At 70.5% G+C, this 16,193-nt stretch carries 19 protein-coding genes and 1 pseudogene; 13 read left to right on the top strand and 7 right to left on the bottom strand.

Going from position 1 to position 16,193, the window contains the following annotated elements:
* A pseudogene (locus AOK08_RS10510) lies at positions 1-654 on the bottom strand (bifunctional 3'-5' exonuclease/DNA polymerase); the annotation flags it as partial.
* 194 nt (positions 655-848) lie between these two features.
* The gene (locus tag AOK08_RS10505) at positions 849-1,583 is read right to left on the bottom strand and encodes a Clp protease N-terminal domain-containing protein (RefSeq protein ID WP_055525216.1); all 735 of its coding nucleotides are present in this window, start codon (positions 1,581-1,583) and stop codon (positions 849-851) included.
* Between the two features lie 80 nt (positions 1,584-1,663).
* Here AOK08_RS10505 and AOK08_RS10500 point away from each other — a divergent pair, with 80 nt between their 5' ends.
* Positions 1,664-2,881, top strand: coding sequence for a DUF2786 domain-containing protein (locus AOK08_RS10500; RefSeq protein ID WP_055525215.1), 1,218 nt, complete (start codon positions 1,664-1,666; stop codon positions 2,879-2,881).
* A 42-nt stretch (positions 2,882-2,923) separates the two neighbouring features.
* Here the strand turns inward: AOK08_RS10500 and AOK08_RS10495 are convergent, their stop codons facing one another.
* The 3 genes from AOK08_RS10495 to rpmB form a co-directional block, all read right to left on the bottom strand.
* Positions 2,924-3,427: a hypothetical protein gene (locus AOK08_RS10495; RefSeq protein WP_338400128.1), complete on the bottom strand. Its 504-nt coding sequence runs from the start codon at positions 3,425-3,427 to the stop codon at positions 2,924-2,926.
* A 614-nt stretch (positions 3,428-4,041) separates the two neighbouring features.
* Positions 4,042-4,347 carry a 30S ribosomal protein S14 gene (rpsN, locus tag AOK08_RS10485; protein WP_055525212.1) on the bottom strand — a complete coding sequence of 102 codons (306 nt, stop codon included), beginning with the start codon at positions 4,345-4,347 and terminating at the stop codon, positions 4,042-4,044.
* 34 nt (positions 4,348-4,381) lie between these two features.
* Positions 4,382-4,618, bottom strand: a complete 237-nt coding sequence (gene rpmB / locus AOK08_RS10480; protein WP_055525211.1) for a 50S ribosomal protein L28 — start codon at positions 4,616-4,618, stop codon at positions 4,382-4,384.
* Between the two features lie 61 nt (positions 4,619-4,679).
* On the opposite strand from rpmB, the gene rpmG reads away from it, so the two are divergent.
* From rpmG to AOK08_RS10455, 5 genes are all read left to right on the top strand, one after another.
* Positions 4,680-4,844: a 50S ribosomal protein L33 gene (gene rpmG / locus AOK08_RS10475; RefSeq protein WP_019753828.1), complete on the top strand. Its 165-nt coding sequence runs from the start codon at positions 4,680-4,682 to the stop codon at positions 4,842-4,844.
* 8 nt (positions 4,845-4,852) lie between these two features.
* Entirely contained in the window at positions 4,853-5,101 is a 249-nt protein-coding gene (locus tag AOK08_RS10470; RefSeq protein ID WP_055525210.1) for a type B 50S ribosomal protein L31, read from the top strand.
* Between the two features lie 72 nt (positions 5,102-5,173).
* Entirely contained in the window at positions 5,174-6,388 is a 1,215-nt protein-coding gene (locus tag AOK08_RS10465; RefSeq protein WP_055525221.1) for a CobW family GTP-binding protein, read from the top strand.
* 7 nt (positions 6,389-6,395) lie between these two features.
* Entirely contained in the window at positions 6,396-6,629 is a 234-nt protein-coding gene (gene rpsR, locus AOK08_RS10460; protein ID WP_055525209.1) for a 30S ribosomal protein S18, read from the top strand.
* Positions 6,630-6,953: 324 nt separating this feature from the next.
* On the top strand, positions 6,954-7,232 hold the full coding sequence (locus AOK08_RS10455) for a DUF397 domain-containing protein (RefSeq protein WP_055525208.1): 279 nt from the start codon (positions 6,954-6,956) through the stop codon (positions 7,230-7,232).
* A gap of 57 nt (positions 7,233-7,289) precedes the next feature.
* Here AOK08_RS10455 and AOK08_RS10450 read toward each other — a convergent pair whose 3' ends face one another.
* The gene (locus AOK08_RS10450; RefSeq protein WP_055525220.1) at positions 7,290-7,778 is read right to left on the bottom strand and encodes an ATP-binding protein; all 489 of its coding nucleotides are present in this window, start codon (positions 7,776-7,778) and stop codon (positions 7,290-7,292) included.
* A gap of 367 nt (positions 7,779-8,145) precedes the next feature.
* Here AOK08_RS10450 and AOK08_RS10445 point away from each other — a divergent pair, with 367 nt between their 5' ends.
* The 6 genes from AOK08_RS10445 (at position 8,146) to AOK08_RS10420 (ending at position 13,738) form a co-directional block, all read left to right on the top strand.
* Positions 8,146-8,970: a helix-turn-helix domain-containing protein gene (locus AOK08_RS10445; RefSeq protein ID WP_055525219.1), complete on the top strand. Its 825-nt coding sequence runs from the start codon at positions 8,146-8,148 to the stop codon at positions 8,968-8,970.
* A 120-nt stretch (positions 8,971-9,090) separates the two neighbouring features.
* Positions 9,091-10,551 (top strand): aldehyde dehydrogenase family protein, encoded by a 1,461-nt coding sequence (locus AOK08_RS10440; protein WP_055525218.1) that lies wholly within the window; start codon positions 9,091-9,093, stop codon positions 10,549-10,551.
* 122 nt (positions 10,552-10,673) lie between these two features.
* Positions 10,674-11,213: a DinB family protein gene (locus AOK08_RS10435; RefSeq protein ID WP_055525207.1), complete on the top strand. Its 540-nt coding sequence runs from the start codon at positions 10,674-10,676 to the stop codon at positions 11,211-11,213.
* 24 nt (positions 11,214-11,237) lie between these two features.
* Positions 11,238-11,879, top strand: coding sequence for a PadR family transcriptional regulator (locus AOK08_RS10430; RefSeq protein ID WP_055525206.1), 642 nt, complete (start codon positions 11,238-11,240; stop codon positions 11,877-11,879).
* A gap of 90 nt (positions 11,880-11,969) precedes the next feature.
* Positions 11,970-12,926: an ATP-binding cassette domain-containing protein gene (locus tag AOK08_RS10425; RefSeq protein WP_055525205.1), complete on the top strand. Its 957-nt coding sequence runs from the start codon at positions 11,970-11,972 to the stop codon at positions 12,924-12,926.
* Positions 12,927-13,009: 83 nt separating this feature from the next.
* A complete protein-coding gene (locus tag AOK08_RS10420) occupies positions 13,010-13,738 on the top strand; it encodes an ABC transporter permease (protein ID WP_055525217.1) in 729 nt (242 codons plus the stop codon).
* 118 nt (positions 13,739-13,856) lie between these two features.
* On the opposite strand, the gene gad is transcribed toward AOK08_RS10420, so the two are convergent.
* Positions 13,857-15,284 (bottom strand): glutamate decarboxylase, encoded by a 1,428-nt coding sequence (gad, locus tag AOK08_RS10415; protein ID WP_055525204.1) that lies wholly within the window; start codon positions 15,282-15,284, stop codon positions 13,857-13,859.
* A gap of 88 nt (positions 15,285-15,372) precedes the next feature.
* On the opposite strand from gad, the gene AOK08_RS10410 reads away from it, so the two are divergent.
* Positions 15,373-16,134: a MerR family transcriptional regulator gene (locus AOK08_RS10410; protein WP_055525203.1), complete on the top strand. Its 762-nt coding sequence runs from the start codon at positions 15,373-15,375 to the stop codon at positions 16,132-16,134.
* Positions 16,135-16,193 lie beyond the last annotated feature (59 nt).

Here is a 16,193-nt window from a genome sequence, read left to right as displayed (position 1 = left end):
CTCGTCCGCCAGCTCGGCGAGCCGCCGGGGCTCACCGCCGCCCGCGTACCGCTCGCCCAGCAGCTCGTGGAGCAGCTCGCGATGGACGTCCGCGCGCCACGGCAGCCCCGCCGCGTTCATCTCGGCGGCCACCAGCATCCCCGCCGACTCGGCGGCCGTGAGCAGCCGCATCCGGTCCGGGTGCGCGGTCGCGTCGTGCCGCCGCTGCTGGTCGGCGTACACCTCCAGCAGGTCGGCCAGCGGTACGTGCACCGGCCCCGGCTCGAAGAGCGGCGACTGCGCGCCCGGTTCCGCCGACCGCAGCGGCGGATCCGGCGGTACGGGACCGCCGCGCAGCCGGGCGAGGGCCGCCGCCGCGGACCGGGGTTCGCCGAGCCGCCCCTCGTGGCCGAGCAGGAGCGTCTCGGCGTCCTCGATGTCGTAGCACCGCTCGACCCGCACCCCCGTGGCGAGCAGTCGCGGATAGACCTCGGGGGTGGACCGCCACACCCACCGTGTGACCTCGGGCCGGTCCCGGACGGCCGCGCCGAGATCCCGCTCCCGCCGCACCGGCCCGGCGGGCAGCCCGTCCGGACCGAGGGGGGCGATCTCCACACCGCCGTCCTCGGCCGGAGCGAGCGCCCACCGCTCAGCCGTCTCCGCCACGCCTGCCATGTCCACGAGTCTGGCACCAGGGTCTGACAACGCCCCCGACCAGCACTTTCACCGCTGCCAGCAGCGCAAGCACCGCCCGTACGATCGGCCCTGCTCGTCGAGCCTCACCTTGTCAGCAGCGCATGCACCGCCCGTACGATCGGCCCTGCTCGTCGAGCCTCACCTTGTCAGCAGCGCAAGCACCGCCCGTACGCTCAGCCCTGCTCGTCGAGCCTCACCTTGATCTCGGCGAGGGCCGCGACGACGTACTCCTCCGTTGCCGCCTTGGTGAGACCCGCGCCGGACAGGACGCCCTCGCCGTTCTCGAACTCCAGCAGGGCGAGCAGGATGTGCTCGGTGCCGACGTAGTTGTGGCCCAGGCGCAGGGCCTCGCGGAAGGTGAGTTCGAGGGATTTCTTCGCGCCGGCGTCGAAGGGGATGAGGGCGGGGTCGTTCTCGCCGCGTGGCGGGAGTCCGGCGCGCGCGGCCTCGCGCACGCTGTCCGGGGAGACGCCCTGCGCGGTGATCGCCTTCACCCCGAGGCTCTCCGGGTCGGCGACGAGGCCCAGGATCAGGTGCTCGGTGCGGATCTGGTCGTTGCCGGCGGTCTTGGCCTCTTCCTGGGAGAGGACCACCACGTTCCTGGCCCGTGGTGTGAAGCGGCTGAAGCCCTGGCTCGGGTCGAGGTCCGACTCGCCCTTCGGCACGAACCGCTTCTGCGCGGCCTGCCGGGTGACCCCCATGCTCCTGCCGATGTCGGTCCAGGAGGCACCGGAGCGGCGTGCCTGGTCCACGAAGTGCCCGATCAGATGATCCGCCACCTCGCCGAGGTGATCGGCGGCGATCACCGCGTCCTGGAGCTGGTCCAGGGCGTCGGTGTGCACCTTCTTGATGGCCTCGATGAGGTCGTCGAGGCGTACGGAGGCCCGGACGGGCTGATTCGTCGTCATGTGTCAACCGTAGGTTGGCAGTCACGGCACTGTCAACCCGAAGTTGACAGTCGGTGGCGACGGCATGAAACGATCGGCGGGTGACCAGCAGAACGCCCCCTCCGCCCGGCACGGGTGCAGGCACCGGCACCGTCGAACGCGCCTTCGAGGCCGCCCTGTACGCAGACACCGACTCGACCCTCGACACGGGCGCCTCCCTGCTCGCCGCCGACCCGGCCACGGACGCCGAAGTCGCCGGGCGCGGCGAGGAGTTCGTGGCGTCGGCCTGGCGGCGCGGCTGGCAGCCGGCCGACGTCGTACGCCTCGTACGGCGCGAGCTGGACGACGTGCACGTACGCCTGGTGTCGGCGCTGATCACGGCCCAGGCGCCGAACGACCGGGCCCGGGGCCGCCGCTGGGCGCAGCAACTGACCGACCTCGCCGCGACGCCCGCCCCACCCCGCACGGACCGCTTCACGCACGCGACGACCGTCCTGGAGCTGTACCGCCTGCTGCTCGGCCTGCCGACCCTGGAGTCCCTCGAATCCCTCGAATCCGTGGACGGACAGTCGGCGGGGCCTGGGAAGAGCGCCCGCCGGGGCCGCGCGGAGACCCCGGAGTCCCGCATGCTGCCCCGGATCCGCGCGCTGCTGGCGAAGGCGGAGGCGACCGGGTTCCCCGAGGAAGCCGAGGCGCTGAGCGCGAAGGCCCAGGAGCTGATGGCCCGGCACAGCATCGACGAGGCCCTGCTCGCGGCCGGCGCCCCGGCGGGCGACGCCCCGCGCGCGTGCCGCCTGGGCGTGGACGCCCCGTACGAGGAGGCCAAGGCGGTCCTTTTGCACGCGGTGGCCGACGCGAACCGCTGCCGAGCGGTGTGGAACGAGGCCCTGGGCTTCTCCACGGTGGTGGGTTTCGAACCCGACCTGGAGGCGGTGGAACTGCTCTACACGTCCCTGCTGGTGCAGGCCACGGCGGCGATGACCAAGGCGGAGGCGGCACAGCGGGCGGGCGGCCGCAAGCGGACGAAGACCTTCCGTCAGTCCTTCCTGGCCGCCTACGCCCACAAGATGGGCGACCGCCTGGCGGCAGCGGCTGCCACGGAAACGGCGGACGCGGCGGCTGCGCAGACCACCGCCGCAGCGCTCCTCCCGGTCCTGGCAACGCGGGACCTGGCGGTCACCGCCCACCTGGACCAGATGTTCCCCACGACCACGACAACCCGGCTGCGAGGCGTCACCGACGAGGCGGGCTGGACGGAAGGCGCGGCTGCGGCGGACCGAGCGGCCCTGCACGCGCGCCCGCGCCTGCCGGACGCGTAGGGCAGGGCCAGCCGGGCAGCCCCAGTGCCGGATCCCGGGGTCTCAGGACCCCAGGACCGCCGTGGGCATCCCCGAGGGGAGCCCGTCGCCCTGCGCCTTCAGGTACGTCTCCGCGCCGAGCGCGCTCTCCCAGGTGATCTTCATCGACGTCCCGCCGACGGAGTCGACCATCCCCTCGGCCCGGTCCTTGTTCCCGTCCGGGCACGTCAGGTGGATCATCTTCATCCCCGCCTCCTCGCGCGCCGTACCACCGCACACGGTCCCCTTGGTGGTGAACAGCGCGGCCTTCTCGCCGTTGATCACCAGCGCGACGGCACTGCCCTTGCCGGTGGTCACCCAGTTGCCCACCAGCGCGCTGCCCGCAGCGCTCGAACCGGTCGAACCCGTCGAGCCGCTGCCCGTACCGGAGGACGACGCGGGGGACGGGGTCGACGACCCACCGCCGGACCCTCCGTCGCCACCGCACCCGGCAAGCAGGAGCACAGCGGCCACCCCAGCGGCCGAGGCCACACCCGCCCTGCGCGCCAGCACGCGCGCGTACGTCACCGAAGTCACCGGAAGCTCCCAAGTATTGATGCCCTCGCCTACGTAAACGTAGGCGATTTCTGCTCCCCCGGCTCTTGCCACAGGCGAGTCGATGCTAGAACGCGTCCGACGGCGGATTTGATCCAGTTGATCTTCCGCGAATACGTTGTGGCGGAACGCGGTCCCGAAGATCACGTGAACATTGATCACGAAAGTGCAGTGTCCCTGCGGGATGTAGAGGCGGCGTACAAGAACTTCTTCGCCTCCCTCAAGGGTGTCCGAAAGGGACGCAAGGTGGGGGCGCCCAAGTTCAAGTCCCGCAAGGATGCCCGGCAGTCGATCCGGTTCACCTCCAACGCACGCTGGTCGATCACCGACAGCGGACGCTTGAACCTGCCGAAGATCGGGACAGTCGAGGTGAAGTGGTCCCGGCCCCTGCCCGCCACCCCCACCTCCGTCACCGTGATCCAGGACGCGGCCGGACGGTACTTCGCCTCCTTCGTCATCGACACCGACCCGGACACCGACGCAACGAAGCAGGAAGCCGTGGATTCCCTCCCGAAACCTGTGCTGCGTAGCAGCCCGGGCAACGAGAGGGAAGGCCAGAATCCTCGGGCTCCAGCCCAAGGGGCAAGTCACCAGGACGACTTCCGCACCCCCGGAAGGAACCCCGCGTGGGCCTGTTCCCGCAGGCCGACCCGGGACAGGCCGAACGCCCGGAAGTAGCCCCGGGGCCGCCCGTCCACCTGGTCGCGGTTGCGCACGCGCGTGGGGCTCGCGTCGCGCGGCTGGCGGTCCAGCTCCCGCCGCGCCGCCGCCCGCTCCGCGTCCGTCGAGGACGGCAGCCGGACGATCTCCTTCAGCTCGGCCCGCCGCTCGGCGTACCGCGCGACGATCTCCCGCCGCTTCCCGTTCTTCGCGATCTTGCTCTTCTTCGCCATGTCTCTACTGCCTTCCTCGACTCGGAACCCGACCTCAGACCTTGACCCCGCGCGCGCGGATGCGGGCCACCGCCGCCTCGACGCCGATCGTGTCGACGGTCTTGATCCCCTTCGCGCTCAGCCGCAGCCGGACATGCCGGCCCTCGCTCGGCAGCCAGTACCGCTTCGACTGGATGTTCGGGTTGAAGCGACGGGACGTACGCCGGTGGGAGTGGCTGATGGTGTTGCCGAAGCCCGGCTGGGCGCCGGACAGCATGCAGTGGGCGGACAAGGTGACGCACCTCTCTCGGTCAGGTTATGCAAATGGAAGTCGTTTTCAGTAAGATACCAGCATGGCTCGCAACGAACTCCGGCCGGTCATCAAGCTCCGGTCCACGGCCGGGACCGGCTTCACCTACGTCACCCGCAAGAACCGCCGCAACGACCCGGACCGTATGACGCTGCGCAAGTACGACCCGGTCGTCGGCCGCCACGTCGACTTCCGAGAGGAGCGCTGATCAGCGCCATGCGTAAAGGAATCCACCCGCCGTACGGGCCCGTCGTCTTCCGTGACCGGGCCGCGAACCACGCCTTCCTCACCCGGTCCACGATGACCAGCGAGAAGACGATCGACTGGGAGGACGGCAACACCTACCCCGTCGTCGACGTCGAGATCTCGAACATCAGCCACCCCTTCTACACCGGCACCGCCCGCGTCCTGGACACGGCCGGCCGCGTGGAGCGCTTCGAGCGCCGCTACGGCAAGAAGGACTGAGGAAGCGGAAGAAACAGAAGAGGCGGACGAGGCAGAAGAAACAGAAGAAGGACTGAGGAAACACACGTGCAGGTGCATGAGCACGGGCCCTCGGGGGCTCACGAACTCTCCGTGGTGATCGTCGGCGGACTGCACGCCGACGCCCGCAAGGCGACCGTCGCGCGGCTGCTCGCCGACGTGCCCGGCAGCGTCGTACTCCACCACGACCTCGCCACGGCCGTCGCCGGCACGGTCGTCCGGACGGTCAGCGACACCACCGGGATCCTCTCCGCGGGCGAGGCGCCCCTGGTCAACGACTGTGCGTGCTGTGCCCTGCGCGACGACCTCGTCCCGGAGCTGCGGCGGCTCGCGGACGCCGGGCGGACCCGGCTGGCGATCGTCGAGCTGTGGGACTCCGTCGAGCCCAAGGCGATGGCCGAGGTGGTGACGGCCGGCGGCCTCACGGTCACGGGCGTCATCACCGCCGTCGACCCCGCGCTGCTGCTGCCCTACCTCGGCAACGGCGACGACCTGGCCGAACGCGGCCTCGCCGCCGCGGCCACCGACCAGCGCACGGTCGCGGACACCTTCGCCCGCCAGCTGGAGTACGCCACCGTCCTCGCCCTCGTCGACTCCCCGGACGCCGACGACGAGGACCGCGAGCTGCTCGCGCAGCTCCACCCGACAGCCCGTCAGGTCCCCGTCCCGGGCGGCCACCCAGGGGACTTGACGGGCCCGCCCGACGCCGGCGGGGGAGGACCGGCGCCGCTCTCGGCGCTCGCCTCCGCCGCCCTCGCCGGATTCGACGTCGAGGCCGCCGCCTATGCCCAGCACCCGGCGTGCGCGCTGCTGCCGGCCGAGGCCGACGCGCACGGTGTGTCCACCCTCGTATGGCACCGCGACCGCCCCTTCCACCCGGAGCGGCTGTACGAGGCGCTGGAGGACCTGACCTGCGCCGCCGCCCGCAGCCGGGGCCGGTTCTGGCTCGCCGACCACCCCGACACGCTGCTCCACTGGGACGCGGCGGGCGGCGCGCTGTGCGTGGAGAGCGTGGGCCCCTGGCTCGCCTCGCTGCCGGACGCCGCCTGGGACATGGTCGAGCCCGTGCGCCGGGCCGCCGCCGCCCTCGACTGGCACCCCGAGCACGGCGACTGCTGCCAGCACCTGGTGTTCACGTCCCCCGGCCTCGACCGCGACGGACTCGAACAGCTCCTGGAGTCCTGCCTGCTCACCGACGCCGAGTACGCCGGCGGGCGCACCGCCTGGAAACGCCTGCCGCCCGCCTTCGACACCCTCCTGGAGGTCTGACCCCGCCATGGCCCGCAAGATCGAACGCAAGCCGCTCAAGTCCCGCCCCAACCCGCTGGACGCGGCCAGGATCACGTACATCGACTACAAGGACACGGACCTGCTGCGGAGGTTCATATCGGACCGGGGCAAGATCCGCAGCCGCCGGGTCACCCGGGTCTCGGCCCAGCAGCAGCGACAGCTCGCCCGCGCGATCAAGAACGCCCGGGAGATGGCCCTGCTGCCGTACGTGTCCGGATAGCGCCCCCACCCGCGCCGCCACCCGCACCCCCGTCTCCTTGTCCTGTCCGTCAGGAGGCGGGGGTGTCGGTGTGCGCGGGAATGTGCGGGCAACGTGCGCGGGAACGTGCGGGGGGAACGCGTGGGGGTGCGCGTGCGTCAAGGTGAGTAGCGGCGCGAACACCCCCGGTGCACGTGCATCTGCTCGTGCACACGCCTGTGCATGTGGCCGTGCATGAGGCTGTGCATATGTCCATGCGTCTGCACGTGAACAGAGTTATGATCCGGCACAGTTGACCACTGCATCAATGGCCTCACCAGCCAGTGCACCATCAGGGAGCGACCTGTGGACCACGACGTGTACGGCGTTGGCGAGGCCGATGAGTCCGGCGTGTACAACGGCATGGCCGCCGCGCGGCTGGACGGGGTCGCCGCCTGGCAGAAGAGCCGGCACAGCAACTCGCAGGGTTCCTGCGTGGAGTTCGCGCGGCTGCCCGGCGGCGAGGTGGCGGTGCGCAACTCGCGCTTCCCCGACGGTCCGGCGCTGGTCTACACGCGTGCGGAGATCGAGGCGATGCTCCTGGGCATCAAGGACGGCGAGTTCGACCACCTGATCGCGAGCTGACCGCGAGCCTCGTTCGGTTCGGCGGCGCGAGCCTCACCGGGCTCGGCGGCGCGAACCCTATTCGGTGGGACGCAGCCCGAACAGCGCCCAGACGACCTTGCCGCCAAGACCGCCCGAGAGCGGGTGCCAGCCCCAGCTGTCGCTGAACGAGTCGACGAGGAACAGCCCCCGCCCCGACTCGGCCGAGAAGTCCTCCGAGAACTCCTCGGCGTCGTACGCCACCGGGCTCTCCCGGCTCGGGTCGCGCACCGCGCACACCAGCCGCTCGGTCCACCGCATCAGATGCAGCCGTACGAGCGGCTCCTGGGCGGAGGGATGCCGGGGAGGGGAGGGCAGCGCGTGCCGCAGGGCGTTGGTGGCCAGCTCGGAGACGACCAGGCATATATCGTCGAACCGGTCGCCTATGTCCCACTGGGAGAGCGTTTGGCGGCTGAACTGCCGTGCCTCGCGCACCGCTTCGTAGCGGGCGGGCAGCGCGCACGAGGCCGCGTCCGACACGGTGGAGGGATCCAGTGGCGGAAGCCCCTGCCTTAACGGCTCAAGCATGGTCGATCCATTCATCTCCATGCGAGGCACTCCCGGGAGATCGCGGTCGTTGCGATGCAGTCCTTGCGATGCAGCGGTGGCGCGAGACCATGGTTTCCGATGCGTACGGCGGATGCAAGGGCAGATGCACGTGCACGCGCCGGAATTGGACCCACCCGTACCGCTTCTTGGTCATTTTTTCCGCCAACATTCCGGCTCTGGCCGGTCTTCCCCTTGCCCCGGCCTGTGCGTACGCTCTGACGTCTTCCCATTTGCGTAACCGGACGAGTACTGCTCGGAGTGATTTAGTGGCAGACTGCGGCCCCTGGAGAGGTTGGGGAGGGTGACGAACGTGAGCGCGGGAGAGCCGGGATCGGTGGTGCGGCGCATGCTGCTCGGATCACACCTGAGGCGACTGCGTGAGGCGCGGGGCATCACGCGAGAGGCGGCGGGTTACTCGATCCGCGCGTCCGAATCGAAGATCAGTCGTATGGAGCTGGGCCGGGTGAGCTTCAAGACACGTGACGTCGAGGACCTGCTGACGCTGTACGGCGTCAGCGACGACGCCGAGCGCAACGCGCTCGTCTCCCTCGCCAGGGAGGCCAACGTCGCGGGCTGGTGGCACAGTTACTCGGACGTGCTGCCGAACTGGTTCCCGACCTACGTGGGCCTGGAGGGCGCGGCGTCGCTGATCCGCGTCTACGAGGTGCAGTTCGTGCACGGCCTGCTCCAGACCGAGGCGTACGCGCGCGCGGTCGTCGAACGCGGCATGAAGGGCGCGAGCCCCGCCGACATCGACCGCCGGGTCGCCCTGCGCATGGAACGGCAGAGGTACCTCCTCTCCGAGGGCGGCCCGGAGTTCCACGTCGTCCTGGACGAGGCCGCGCTGCGCCGCCCGTACGGCGACCGTGACGTGATGCGCGGCCAGCTCCAGCACCTGATCGAGATCTCCGAGCGCCCCAACGTACGGCTCCAGATCATGCCGTTCGGCTTCGGCGGGCACGCGGGCGAGAGCGGTGCGTTCACGATCCTGAGCTTCCCGGAGTCCGACCTCTCCGACGTGATCTTCCTGGAGCAGCTCACCAGCGCGCTGTACCTGGACAAGGCGGAGGACGTCACCCAGTACGAGAAGGCGATGAAGGAACTCCAGCAGGACAGCCCCGGTCCGGACGAGAGCCGGGACCTGCTGAGGGGCCTGCTGCAACTCTCCTGACGCGGTCCCCGACGCCCTCCCCGGCATCGTTCCCGACATCCTCCCAACTCCCTTTCGGCGCACGTACGATGACGTGTGATCAGGCCGTGATACGGGATTGAGGGATTGAGGGATCGCATGTTGTCGTCCTACTTCACCGACCTCGCTCAGCAGTACATCGGCGGTGAGTGGCGCCCGGGCACCGGCTCCTGGGACATCATCGACTTCAACCCGTACGACGGCGAGAAGCTGGCCTCGATCACGATCGCCACGGTGGACGAGGTCGACGTGGCGTACCGTGCCGCCGCCGCGGCCCAGCGGGAATGGGCCGAGGCCGGTCCGTACGCCCGTCGCGCGGTCCTCGAGAAGGCCCTGCGCGTCGTCGAGGACAGTGAGCGGGAGATCGCCGAGGCGATCATCGCCGAACTCGGCGGCACGCACCTCAAGGCCGGCTTCGAACTGCACCTCGCCAAGGAGTTCCTGCGCGAGTCGATCCGCCTGGCGCTGACCCCCGAGGGGCAGATCCTCCCGTCGCCGGTCGAGGGCAAGGAGAACCGCGTCTACCGCGTCCCGGTGGGCGTCGTGGGCGTGATCAGCCCCTTCAACTTCCCCTTCCTGCTCTCCCTCAAGTCCGTCGCCCCGGCCCTCGCGCTCGGCAACGGCGTCGTCCTCAAGCCGCACCAGGAAACGCCGGTCGTCGGCGGCTCCCTGATCGCGAAGATCTTCGAGGACGCGGGCCTGCCGCCCGGCCTGCTGAACGTCGTCATCACGGACATAGAGGAGATCGGCGACGCGTTCATCGAACACCCCGTCCCGAAGGTCATCTCCTTCACCGGCTCGGACGCCGTCGGCCGCCATGTCGCCACCGTCTGCGCGCCCCTCTTCAAGAACGTGGTCCTCGAACTCGGCGGCAACAGCGCCCTGGTGGTCCTGGACGACGCGGACATCGACTACGCGGTCGACGCGGCGGTCTTCAGCCGGTACGTCCATCAGGGACAGGTCTGCATGGCCGCGAACCGGATCCTGGTGGACCGCTCGATCGCGGACGAGTTCACCGAGAAGTTCGTGGCCAAGGTCGCCTCCCTGAAGGTCGGCGACCCGGGCGACCCCGCGACGGTTATCGGCCCGGTCATCAACTCCTCCCAGGCGGAGGCGATTTCAGGCGTGGTGCGCCGGGCGCTGGAAGAGGGCGCCACGGCTCTGCTGCACGGCACGACGACGGACAACCTTGTCGAGCCCTCGGTCCTGACCGGCCTCCCCGCCGACTCGCCCCTCCTCCGCCAGGAGATCTTCGGCCCGGTGGCCCTCCTCGTCCCCTTCGACGGCGAGGCCGAGGCGGTCCGTCTCGTCAACGACACGCCGTACGGCCTCAGCGGCGCGGTGCACACCGCCGACGTCGAACGCGGCGTCGCCTTCGCCAAGCGGATCGACACGGGCATGTTCCACGTCAACGACGGCACGGTCCACGACGAGCCCCCTGTCGCCTTCGGCGGCGAGAAGTCCTCGGGCATCGGCCGCCTGAACGGCGAGGCGACTCTGGGGGCGTTCACGACCCAGAAGTGGATCTCGGTGCAGCACGGGCGAAGCGTCTTCCCCTTCTGAGCGCTGACAGAACCCATTGGTGTGACACGGGGGCTTGCGGACAGAACCTGACCGCAAGCCCCCGTAACTTCATCGGTGTCAGGCGGCGAAAGCCCGTCCAAACCCGGTGAAAGGCAGCCCTCATGGTCACTCACGTCTCCTCCGAAGCGCCCGGCGACGAGCGCGGAGCCCTTCTCGCCTTCCTCGAGGAGCAGCGCGGCGGCATCCGGCGGTCCCTGCTGGGGCTGACGGAAGAACAGGCCGCGAGCAAGCCCAGCGCCAGTGAGCTGTCCCTGTCCGGGCTGCTCAAGCATGTCGCCGAGGTCGAGCAGGGCTGGATCGCGCGGGCCAAGGGGGAGGCGCCGGCCGTGAAGCGGGACGCGTCGAACTGGCACGAGTGCTTCGTCCTCACCGAGGGGGAGACCGTCGCGTCGCAGCTCGCGTACTGGGAGAAGGTCGCCGCCGGGACCGAGGCGTTCCTGCGGTCCGTACCGAGCCTCGACGACACCTTCGACCTCCCGCCGGACCCCTGGTTCCCGCCGCAGGCCAGTGTCTCGATGCGCTGGCTGGCGCTGCACCTGATCCGCGAGACCGCCCGGCACGCCGGTCACGCCGACATCATCCGCGAGTCCCTTGACGGCGCCACCGCCTTCGAGCTGGTGGCCCGGGAACAGGGCGCTTGACACCGGGGCCCTAATCTGGCCTGTATGTCAGCGATCCGTCTCCTCGTGCTCGGCGCGGTCCGTCAGCACGGGCGGGCCCACGGCTACCAGGTGCGCAACGACCTGGAGTACTGGGGCGCGCACGAGTGGTCCAACGCCAAGCCCGGCTCGATCTACCACGCGCTCAAGCAGATGGCCAAGCAGGGCCTGCTGATCGCGCACGAGATCGCCCCGTCCACGGCCGGCGGCCCGCCCCGCACGGAGTACGAGATCACCGAGGCCGGCACCGAGGAGTACTTCCGCCTGGTGCGCGAGGCGCTGACCTCGTACGACCAGCAGACGGACATGAAGTCGGCGGCCATCGGCTTCATCGTCGAACTGCCGCGCGCCGAGGCCGTGGCGCTCCTGAAGGAGCGGATCCGGGGGATCGAGGCATGGCGGTCCTCGGTCACCGAGCACTACGTGCCCGACGCCGGCCCCGAACAACTCGGCCACATCGGCGAGATCATGAACCTCTGGCTCCACACGGCCGACGCGGAGGCCGAGTGGACGCAGGGCCTCATCGCCCGGATCGAGGGCGGGGCCTACACCTTCGCGGGCGAGGGCGAGCCGTTCGTCGGCGTCTTGGCCGAGGGCGAGGAGAACCCGTACGCGACGGGGGAGAAGCATCCCGGGGACACCCACTAATCAAGCTTGACCAATCAATGGGGGCGGGTTACCTTCGATTCGTTCGGTAATCAAGTTTGACTAGTAACGCGGACCGGCAAGGAGGGCCCTGTGGCCGACGCGGCGATCTCCGTCGAAGGCGCACACAAGAAGTACGGCGGCACCCAGGCACTGTCCGGCCTCGACCTCCAGGTCACCCGCGGTACCGTGCACGGCGTGCTCGGGCCCAACGGCGCGGGCAAGACGACCCTGGTCCGCGTCCTGGCGACGCTGCTGAGGCCCGACGGCGGCCGGGTCGAGGTGGCCGGCCACGACGTGCTGACCCAGGCCCGGGAGGTCCGCCTCCGCATCGGTCTGCTCGGCCAGCACGCGGCGCTCGACGAGGAGCTGAGCGGCCGGCAGAACCTGGAGATGTTCGGCCGCCTCCACCACCTGGGCGCCCGCCACGCGCGCGTGCGGGCCGGCGAACTCCTCGCCCGGTTCGGACTGGAGGACACCGGCCGCAAGGCGGTCCGGCACTACAGCGGCGGAATGCGCCGACGCCTCGACCTCGCCGCCTCCCTCGTCACCGACCCGGAGGTGCTGTTCCTGGACGAGCCGACGACCGGCCTCGACCCGCGCGGCCGGACCGAGGTGTGGACCGCGGTCCGCTCCCTCGTCGGCGGCGGTACGACGGTCCTGCTCACCACCCAGTACCTGGAGGAGGCCGACCAGCTCGCCGACCGGATCTCCGTCGTCGACCGGGGCCGGGTCGTCGCCGACGGCACCCCGGACGAGCTGAAGGCCGCCACCGGCGGCGACCGCATCGACGTCGTCCTGCGCGACGCCGGCCAACTGGGCGCGGCCGTCGCCCTGTTGCCCGTACCCGCCGAGGGCGTCCTGGTGGACCCCGACCGGCGGCTGCTGAGCGCCCCGGTCACCGACCGCATGGCGGCGCTCTCCGGGGTCGTACGGGCCCTGGAGGCGGCCGGGATCGAGGCCGAGGACGTCGCCCTGCGGCGCCCGACGCTGGACGAGGTGTTCCTGGACCTCACCGGGGGCGACGAACGGACGACGGAGGCCGCGTGACGACGTACGAGACATATGAGCCGTACGAGCCGCACAAGGTGGCCGGCGGGCCGGGCACGCGCGCGTTGAGCGACTGCTGGACCATGACCCGCCGCGAACTCGCCCACTGGGCACGGCAACCGGTGCGGGTGCTGGTCGGGCTGGTCTTCCCGGTGATGCTGCTGCTGATGTTCGCCTACCTGGTCGGCGGCGGCCGGGAGGTGAGCGGGAACCACGTCCACCACCTGGTCCCGGGCGTGCTCGTGCTCACCATGGCCTTCGGCCTGGAGGGCACGATGCTCGCCGTCACCCAGGACCTCGACAAGGGCGTCATCGACCGGTTCCGCTCGATGCCCATGGCCAACGGCGCGGTGCTCGTGGGCCGTTCGGCCGCCGACATGCTCCAGTCGGCCCTGGGGCTCGCCGTGCTGCTCGCGGTGGGGTACGCGATCGGCTGGCGCGCCCACGGGGGTGTGGCGGCCCTCCTGGGGGCCGTGGGCCTGCTGCTGCTCTTCCGGTTCGCCATGCTGTGGATCGGCATCCAGCTGGGCATGGTGGCGGGCAGGCCGGAGCTGGTGCAGGCGGTCCAGATCCTGGTCTGGCCCGTCGGCTTCCTCTCCAACGCCTTCGCCGCCCCCGAGTCCATGCCGGACTGGCTGGGCACGGCCGTCCAGTGGAACCCGATGTCCCAGACGGCCACCGCGATACGCGACCTGCTGGGCAACCCCGGCGGCGAACCGGGCCACCTCTGGGCGGCCGTCGCCTGGCCACTTGCCCTCATCGCCGTCTTCTTCCCGCTGGCGGTACGGAGGTTCGCCCGCCTGAGCGGGTAGCGGTGAGCGGGTAACCACCCGCCGATGGACGGGACCACCTGCCGATGGACGGGTAACCGCCCACCGATGGACGGGTAACCGCCCACCAATGGACGGGTGCCGGTCCAATGGGCGGGTGTCAGTGATGGAAACCGGTGGCCGCGTCCTTGTCGTGCGTCGAGGGATGCGACTGCCTGCGCAGTTCGGGCAGCAGCCGCTCCAGGTCCTCCATGAACAGCTCGGCGAGGTCCGCGGAGAACCCGTTGCGGCACACGACCCGCAGTACGGACAGGTCCTGCCGGTTCTCCGGGAAGGTGTACGCGGGCACCAGCCAGCCGTGCTCACGCAGCCGCCGTGAGACGTCGAAGACGTCGTACGCGCTCACGTCCGCCCCCGTCGTGAAGGCGAACACCGGCAGTTCGTCGCCCCGGGTGAGCAGCCGGAAGTCGCCCAGCCCCTCGATCCGCCGGGCCAGGGAGCGTGCCACGTCCCGCGTGGACTGCTGCACGGCCCGGTAGCCGTCGCGGCCCAGCCGCAGGAACGAGTAGTACTGCGCGACCACCTGGGCCCCGGGGCGCGAGAAGTTCAGCGCGAACGTCGGCATGTCGCCGCCCAGGTAGTTGACGCGGAAGACCAGCTCCTCGGGGAGCGCCTCCTGGTCGCGCCACAGCGCCCAGCCGACGCCCGGGTAGACGAGCCCGTACTTGTGCCCCGAGGTGTTGATCGAGGCCACGCGCGGCAGCCGGAAGTCCCACACCAGGTCCTCGTCCAGGAAGGGCGCCACCATGGCCCCTGAGGCCCCGTCGACATGCACGGGGATGTCGAACCCGGTTCGCTCCTGAAGGGCGTCCAGGGCGGCGCACAGCTCCGCCACGGGCTCGTACGACCCGTCGAAGGTCGACCCGAGGATCCCGACGACCCCGATGGTGTTCTCGTCGCACAGTTCGGCCGCCGCCTGCGGATCGAGATGGAACCGCTCGCCCTCCATGGGCACCTGCCGCGCCTCCACCTCCCAGAAGTTGCAGAACTTGTCCCAGCAGACCTGCACGTTGACGCCCATGACGAGGTTCGGCCGGACGTCCCGCCCCGGATACCGGTCGGCGTTGCGCGCGGCCCACCGCCGCTTCAGCGCCATCCCGGCGAGCATGCACGCCTCACTCGAACCGGTGGTCGAACAGCCGACGGCGGCGGCCGGATCGGGCGCGTTCCACAGATCGGCGAGCATCGCCACACACCGCCGCTCCAGCTCGGCCGTGCGCGGGTACTCGTCCTTGTCGATCATGTTCTTGTCGCGGCACTCGGCCATCAGGACAGCGGCCTGCGGCTCCATCCAGGTGGTGACGAAGGTGGCCAGGTTGAGCCGCGCGTTGCCGTCGAGCATCAGTTCGTCGTGCACGACCTGGTACGCCGTCGACGGCGGCAGGGGAGCGTCCGGCAGCCGGTGCGTGGGCGGGGCCTCGGTCATTCCGCCGAGCGGATTGGCCTCCCCGTAGAAGGGGTTGACGGCGAGCCTGCGGACCTCGCCCTTGTCGTCGGATGCTTCGCTCTCTCCCGGATGCAGTGGCATGTCTACGACAGTAGGTCCGGGTGACGGGGCTTGCACCTCACCCGACGTGAGGACGCACCGTGGAGCGCGTACCGAGAAGGGAGCGGAAATGAGCTACTCCGTGGGACAGGTCGCGGGCTTCGCCGGCGTCACGGTGCGCACCCTGCACCACTACGACGAGATCGGCCTCCTCGTGCCGGGTGGACGCAGCCACGCGGGCCACCGGCGCTACGACGACGCCGACCTCGACCGGCTCCAGCAGATCCTGTTCTACCGGGAGCTCGGTTTCCCGCTCGAAGAGGTCGCCGCCCTGCTGGACGACCCGAAGGCGGACCCGCGCGCGCAGTTGCGCCGTCAGCACGAGCTGCTGACCGCCCGGATCGAACGGCTCCAGCAGATGGCGGCGGCCGTGGAGCACGCCATGGAGGCACGCAGAATGGGCATCAACCTCACGCCCGAGGAGAAGTTCGAGGTCTTCGGCGACAAGGACCCGGAGGCACACGCGGAGGAGGCCGAGCGCCGCTGGGGCGGCACGGAGACCTACGAGGAGTCGCAGCGCCGCGCGGCCACGTACACGAAGGACGACTGGAAGCGCATGCAGGCCGAGGTGGCCTCCTGGGGCGAGCGCTACGACGCCCTGATGGCCGCCGGCGAGCCCCCGACGGGCGAGGCGGCGATCGCCATGGCCGAGGAACACCGGCAGCACATCACCAAGTGGTTCTACGAATGCACGTACGAAATCCACCAGGGCCTCGCCGAGACGTACGTCTCCGACGAGCGCTTCAAGGAGTTCTACGACTCCATGCGCCCGGGCCTCGCCGAACACCTCAGGGAGGCGATCACGGCGAACGCGGCCCGGCACACCTCGTAGGAGTGGCCCTGGTCCGGGAGTAGTCCCCCTGGGGACTACTCCCGGACCAGGGCCACTCC

Origin of the sequence: Streptomyces graminilatus (assembly GCF_001418565.1) — a bacterium.
In the GTDB taxonomy this organism is placed as follows: Bacteria; Actinomycetota; Actinomycetes; order Streptomycetales; family Streptomycetaceae; genus Streptomyces; species Streptomyces graminilatus.
This window is presented reverse-complemented; position numbering and strand designations above follow the sequence as displayed.

Coding starts and splice junctions, on each gene's coding strand:
- AOK08_RS10505 (WP_055525216.1), bottom strand. CDS start 1,583: ATGACGACGAATCAGCCCGTCCGGGCCTCCGTACGCCTCGACGACCTC.
- rpsN (WP_055525212.1), bottom strand. CDS start 4,347: ATGGCGAAGAAGAGCAAGATCGCGAAGAACGGGAAGCGGCGGGAGATC.
- rpmG (WP_019753828.1), top strand. CDS start 4,680: ATGGCTCGCAACGAACTCCGGCCGGTCATCAAGCTCCGGTCCACGGCC.
- AOK08_RS10470 (WP_055525210.1), top strand. CDS start 4,853: ATGCGTAAAGGAATCCACCCGCCGTACGGGCCCGTCGTCTTCCGTGAC.
- rpsR (WP_055525209.1), top strand. CDS start 6,396: ATGGCCCGCAAGATCGAACGCAAGCCGCTCAAGTCCCGCCCCAACCCG.
- AOK08_RS10450 (WP_055525220.1), bottom strand. CDS start 7,778: ATGCTTGAGCCGTTAAGGCAGGGGCTTCCGCCACTGGATCCCTCCACC.
- AOK08_RS10445 (WP_055525219.1), top strand. CDS start 8,146: ATGCTGCTCGGATCACACCTGAGGCGACTGCGTGAGGCGCGGGGCATC.
- AOK08_RS10435 (WP_055525207.1), top strand. CDS start 10,674: ATGGTCACTCACGTCTCCTCCGAAGCGCCCGGCGACGAGCGCGGAGCC.
- AOK08_RS10430 (WP_055525206.1), top strand. CDS start 11,238: ATGTCAGCGATCCGTCTCCTCGTGCTCGGCGCGGTCCGTCAGCACGGG.
- AOK08_RS10420 (WP_055525217.1), top strand. CDS start 13,010: ATGACCCGCCGCGAACTCGCCCACTGGGCACGGCAACCGGTGCGGGTG.
- gad (WP_055525204.1), bottom strand. CDS start 15,284: ATGCCACTGCATCCGGGAGAGAGCGAAGCATCCGACGACAAGGGCGAG.
- AOK08_RS10410 (WP_055525203.1), top strand. CDS start 15,373: ATGAGCTACTCCGTGGGACAGGTCGCGGGCTTCGCCGGCGTCACGGTG.